This is a genomic window from Paenibacillus sp. 01L418 (assembly GCF_056400045.1).
Map to the genome: position 1 here is coordinate 1 of NZ_JBFTSN010000449.1, position 4,934 is coordinate 4,934.

The 4,934-nt window shown below is 43.7% G+C and carries 6 protein-coding genes; all 6 read right to left on the reverse strand.

Annotated features, from left to right (window positions below):
• Window positions 1–147: 147 nt before the first annotated feature.
• Window positions 148–585 (reverse strand): hypothetical protein, encoded by a 438-nt coding sequence (locus AC1DSE_RS30000; protein WP_477511417.1) that lies wholly within the window; start codon window positions 583–585, stop codon window positions 148–150.
• A 1-nt stretch (window position 586) separates the two neighbouring features.
• Window positions 587–1,081 (reverse strand): chemotaxis protein CheD, encoded by a 495-nt coding sequence (locus AC1DSE_RS30005; protein ID WP_339208937.1) that lies wholly within the window; start codon window positions 1,079–1,081, stop codon window positions 587–589.
• Entirely contained in the window at window positions 1,078–1,698 is a 621-nt protein-coding gene (locus AC1DSE_RS30010; protein WP_076269168.1) for a chemotaxis protein CheC, read from the reverse strand. The genes AC1DSE_RS30005 and AC1DSE_RS30010 overlap by 4 nt, the downstream gene beginning before the upstream one ends.
• A gap of 3 nt (window positions 1,699–1,701) precedes the next feature.
• Window positions 1,702–2,163: a chemotaxis protein CheW gene (locus AC1DSE_RS30015; protein WP_477528678.1), complete on the reverse strand. Its 462-nt coding sequence runs from the start codon at window positions 2,161–2,163 to the stop codon at window positions 1,702–1,704.
• A 13-nt stretch (window positions 2,164–2,176) separates the two neighbouring features.
• Window positions 2,177–4,261, reverse strand: coding sequence for a chemotaxis protein CheW (locus AC1DSE_RS30020; RefSeq protein ID WP_477528679.1), 2,085 nt, complete (start codon window positions 4,259–4,261; stop codon window positions 2,177–2,179).
• A 44-nt stretch (window positions 4,262–4,305) separates the two neighbouring features.
• Window positions 4,306–4,934, reverse strand: a 629-nt coding sequence (locus tag AC1DSE_RS30025; RefSeq protein WP_477528680.1) for a CheB methylesterase domain-containing protein, incomplete at its 5' end; no start/stop codon positions are given.

Sequence of the window (4,934 nt, forward strand, 5' to 3'; positions counted from 1 at the left end):
CCAATGGCCATTCGATTCGTTACATAATCAACCAGCGGCAAATATTGTTCAATCAACGTTTTTTTCGCTTCCAAATCGCCTTGTTCTCTCCAGGCTTGCCACATCTGCAAGTTTGTCAAATGAGGGGTCTTCTGCTCAATCATCGACTCACTCTCCTGTCAGGTGACGAATGGCTTTAACCAATTCTTCAGGCTGTGTATTTTTTGTATTTAACAATTGCGGAGGATTTAACGGACGAAAATCGCTTGCATCATCTTTCTGACTTTCGATTGCCTGCTTGCCAGCACCATCTTTAATCTGTGATTTCAACAATTGATTGATATCTTCTGATTCATCAGGTGTCTGTAAATCTAGCTGACTGCCTTTTCCTTCTTCATCTTCAATTTCCGAGCCTATTAGTGCTGGCGGTTGAAGGATGTATGCCAATATTGCCCGTACTCCATACGCAAGAACAAAAAAAGCGATGAAAGCATACATACTTCTAAGCAGCATAACAGTAATCGGATTGTTACCGATTGAGAAAGCTACCGTAAGCACGGTGCCGAAAATTCCAAATACGACATTCCATCGCCATGTTCCGAACATTTTAAATCTCCTTTGTTCCAAATTGCACACTTCTTATGGAAAGCATTCCGCTAGTACTGTCAAACTCTATCGTTCTACCAAAATTTCCGCCCGTATCTTGAGAAATAATCGGAATTTTGAATCTTCTAAGCATTTCTGTACAGGATTCAACATTGCGCGGGCCAATTCTTAGCGAATCACTGTGTCCAGACATAGCAAACATTTGAGCTCCACCAGCCATCTTAGCTTTCATGCGTTCAATGTGTGCACCTGCTGCAATCATCCGATCAAGCAGCTCGGGTATGGCTGTATCTGCATATTTAGCTAGATTCATTTTGGTCTCACGGGCGATGTCTGAAGATGGCAGCATGACATGTGCCATACCGGCTATTTTTCGCGTTGGATCATACAAGGTAAGTCCAACACATGAACCTAAGCCGGTCGTTTTGAGTATCGCCCCATCCGTTGCAATATTTAAATCTGCCATGCCGACTTTGACCAAATTTTGTTGTATCATTCGCTAACGACTCCCAAAGCCCTAAAAATTTTCTCGAACGACTCTGGATCTGGAATGAGGAAAAAATGTCCTTCAAGCGACTGACAATCCTCCAAAAAGGTCGTTTCAATAAGTAGGGCCGAGTCCCCCATCTCTCCGTATTGCATTAAACCGTAGCTAAGCACGGCACCTGCCATATCTACTGCTATAGCGGGTACGGAGGGGGCCATTGCTAAATGAGTGAAATCAGCTAATGAAGATAAATAAGAGCCTGCTAAAATATTGCCAATTTCACAAAGAGCAGACAGCTCCATTTCTGAATAACCGTCCTGCTCTTCAATATTTAAGGAAAGCAGCTGACGCAACAATCGCCTTGCCGAATCTTCTTCAATGATAAAAAACATGTTGCCGGGAGCTTCTCCTTCCACTCGAAGAAAAACAGCAATGACGATTTTTTCGGAACCGCCAACACGCTCTGCAACTTCTTCAAATGGAAGCAAACTTACCTTCGGCACCGCCATATCAACTGGCTTATCTAACAAACGGGATAATGCAGTAGCAGCATTGCCTGCTCCAATATTGCCGACTTCTTTCAATACATCTAATTCAAATGCTTCAAAGCGGCTAAAAAGGTTCACAAGTTATACCTCAAGCTGCTCAAGTTGAATAATTTCATTCTTGTTGAGCACTTCGGACAAGTTCAGCATGATGAGAAGTCGACCTTCACCAAGCTTTGCAATGCCTCTTAAGTATTTAGCTTTAATGCCTCCAACAATTTCGGGCGGCAAATCAATCGTATCTGTATCAATGTCGATGACATCATTCGCCGAGTCTACGATGAATCCAACTTCGATGTCAGCCACTGAAACAACAATAATTCTTGAGTTTTCTGTAGTTGCCGTTTCCGTTAGATTAAATCTGCCTCTTAGGTCAATGACAGGAACGACCACACCGCGAAGGTTAATAACCCCTTTAATAAAAGTAGCTGTTTTCGGAACGCGTGTAATTGGAGATAATCTTTCAATCGTACGGACCTTATCTACTTCAATTCCATACTCTTCGCTGCCTAGTGCAAACAMGATAACCTTTAATTCTTCTCCCATCGTAAAAACCTCCCTATTTGATAAGTGCATTCGGATCGATAATCAATGCGACATAACCATCGCCAAGTATCGTTGCGCCGGAAATTGCTTTAATATTCGTTAAATATTTGCCCAGCGTTTTTAGCACGATTTCACTTTGACCAATAAATTCATCGACCATTACAGCTGCCCACTTCTCGCCTTTTCGAACGACTACAATTTCCGTTTCAAGCTCGTCATTCTCATTAAAATCAGGAGAGTCAAGCACTTTGCTTAGCGATACTAGAGGTATGATGGTATTTCTGAACTCTATCATTTTGTTGCCATGCACTTGAAGAATTTGTTCTTTGCGGATAATGCCTGTCTCAACGATCGAAGACAATGGGATAGCATACTTCTCCGACCCCAGCTTGATCAGCATTGCGGAAATAATGGATAGCGTAAGCGGCAATTGAACAGAAAACTTCGTTCCTCTACCAAAAGCAGAATCTATCGTTACGTTTCCGCCTAGAGAAGTAATTTTTGATCGAACGACGTCTAGACCAWCACCGCGTCCGGATATGTCCGAAATTTTATCTGCGGTACTGAAGCCAGCCGCAAAAATAAGCATATTAATTTCATCCGGCGTCAGCAGTTTTGCTTCGTCAGCCGTGACGACGCCATTTTTAATGGCTGTTTTTAGTACACGTTCATGGTGTATGCCGCGGCCATCCTCTTCCACTTCAATGAAGACATGATTTCCGCTATGGAACGCGCGCAAGAAAATCGTACCGGTTTCTGGCTTGCCTGCTGCAATTCTCTCTTCCACCGTTTCGATTCCATGATCAACCGAGTTGCGCAATAGATGAACAAGCGGATCTCCAATTTCGTCGATAACCGTACGGTCAAGTTCCGTATCGGCTCCAGTAATAACAAGATCGATTTTTTTGTCTAGCGATTTAGCTAAATCTCTAATCATACGAGGGAAACGATTGAATACCGAATCCACAGGTACCATGCGAAGCTTAAGTACAATACTTTGAAGATCAGAGCTTACGCGTGCCATATGTTCCACAGTTTCAGTCAAATCACTGCGTTTGATTTCACTAGAAAGCTGTTCCAGCCTAACACGGTCAATAAGCAATTCGCTAAACAAGTTCATGAGCGTATCGAGCCTCTCAATGTCTACACGAATCGTCTTCGACACATTAGCTGGTGTGCTGGCAGCAGGTGCCGATCGAGCTTGTCCTTTTGCTGCTTCAACAGATGTAACTGCTGTTTCGGTTTGCGGCGCAGCCGTTTCAGCAACTTCGACAACCTCTACTGCCGCAGCTGCGTTAGATTGGCCAAGCACGGCTAATGACTCTGCATCCAAAGAAGTTACAACAGCGGATTCAATTTCTGAAATATTAAGCAGCTGCGCTTGAAGATCTTCCTGCTGCAAGCGTGAAATCGTAAATACCGTAAAAGTGAAATTGAATTTTTCTTGTTCAATGTCTTGAACGGATGGATCTGATTTAATAACTTCACCATTGCGCTCTAGCAAATCAAATACCATATAAGCACGAACGGCTTTTAGCAAGCAATTATCGCGAATAGCGATTTGAATATGAAAAACGTTATGTCCTGTTTCTATCGATTGAAGCAAAATCGAAGATTGAAACTCGTCAAGCAGCATCGCCCCTGATGCGCTTGATTCTGCAGCACTTGGTGCATTTGCCGCTACGGTTGGAGCCTGAATCGCTTTGCTTGCGCTATAATCACTTTTCAAGATGATTTGCAGCGATTCAACGATCGAGGTAACGTCCGCTTTCCCTGTACCGCCGTCCACAATATCCTGAACCATTGCTTCTAGCGCATCTAACCCTTTAAACAAAGTGTCAAAAATAAAGCTGTCCATTTTTAACTTGCTGTTGCGAACGAGGTCAAGCACATTTTCCATTTCATGCGTCAGCGCTGCTAAATCTTCAAAACCCATCGTAGCTGACATTCCTTTGAGCGTATGCGCTGAACGGAATATATTTTGAACGATACTAAGCTCCTCAGGCTCGCTTTCCAGACGAAGCAAATTTTCATTCAAGGATTGCAGGTGATCATTAGATTCATCGATAAACATCGATAAATAGGCATTCATATCCATTTCCTAGCACCTCCTGTTAGTATGGTGAAGCCATTCTAGCCTATCTATTTCATCACTGCTTGCTTCAGTTGCGATGCAATATGCTGCAGTGGCAATACTTTACTCACACATCCAGCTTCAACAGCCGTTCTCGGCATCCCATAAACGACACAGGTTTCTTCAGCTTCTGCTATGGTCGTTTCAATTCCACATTCGAATAACAGCTTCATTCCCTTCGCCCCATCGCTGCCCATGCCTGTCATTATGACCGCATGACGCTTCAGTTCGCGATATTCAGCCAAGGATTCAAACAATACATCTACAGAAGGACGATGTCCGTTTCGCTGCGGCTGTTCAGTGAGCGCAATCGAGTAGCTGGAAGCATCTTTGACAAGCTCCATATGATAGCCGCCAGGTGCGATATAGGCAACGCCAGCAACTACTTTCTCTCCCTGCTCTGCTTCTACGACATGAATCTCGCTAAAGCTATCTAGCCGCTGTGCCAACGATTTGGTGAACTTGGGAGGCATATGCTGAACAATAAGCACCGGTGCCGGGAAATCAGCTGGCAAAGAAGTGATTACCTCATGCAAAGCTCTAGGACCGCCTGTCGAAGTTCCAATGGCTACGATATGTTTAAAGGTAGAAGCTGTCTGGACTGTCTTTGCTTTTTTTGTTGAAGGTGGCTCAGAGA

Excerpts from the sequence above, each read along its gene's own strand:
- AC1DSE_RS30000 (WP_477511417.1), bottom strand. The coding sequence starts at position 585 with ATGTTCGGAACATGGCGATGGAATGTCGTATTTGGAATTTTCGGCACC.
- AC1DSE_RS30005 (WP_339208937.1), bottom strand. The coding sequence starts at position 1,081 with ATGATACAACAAAATTTGGTCAAAGTCGGCATGGCAGATTTAAATATT.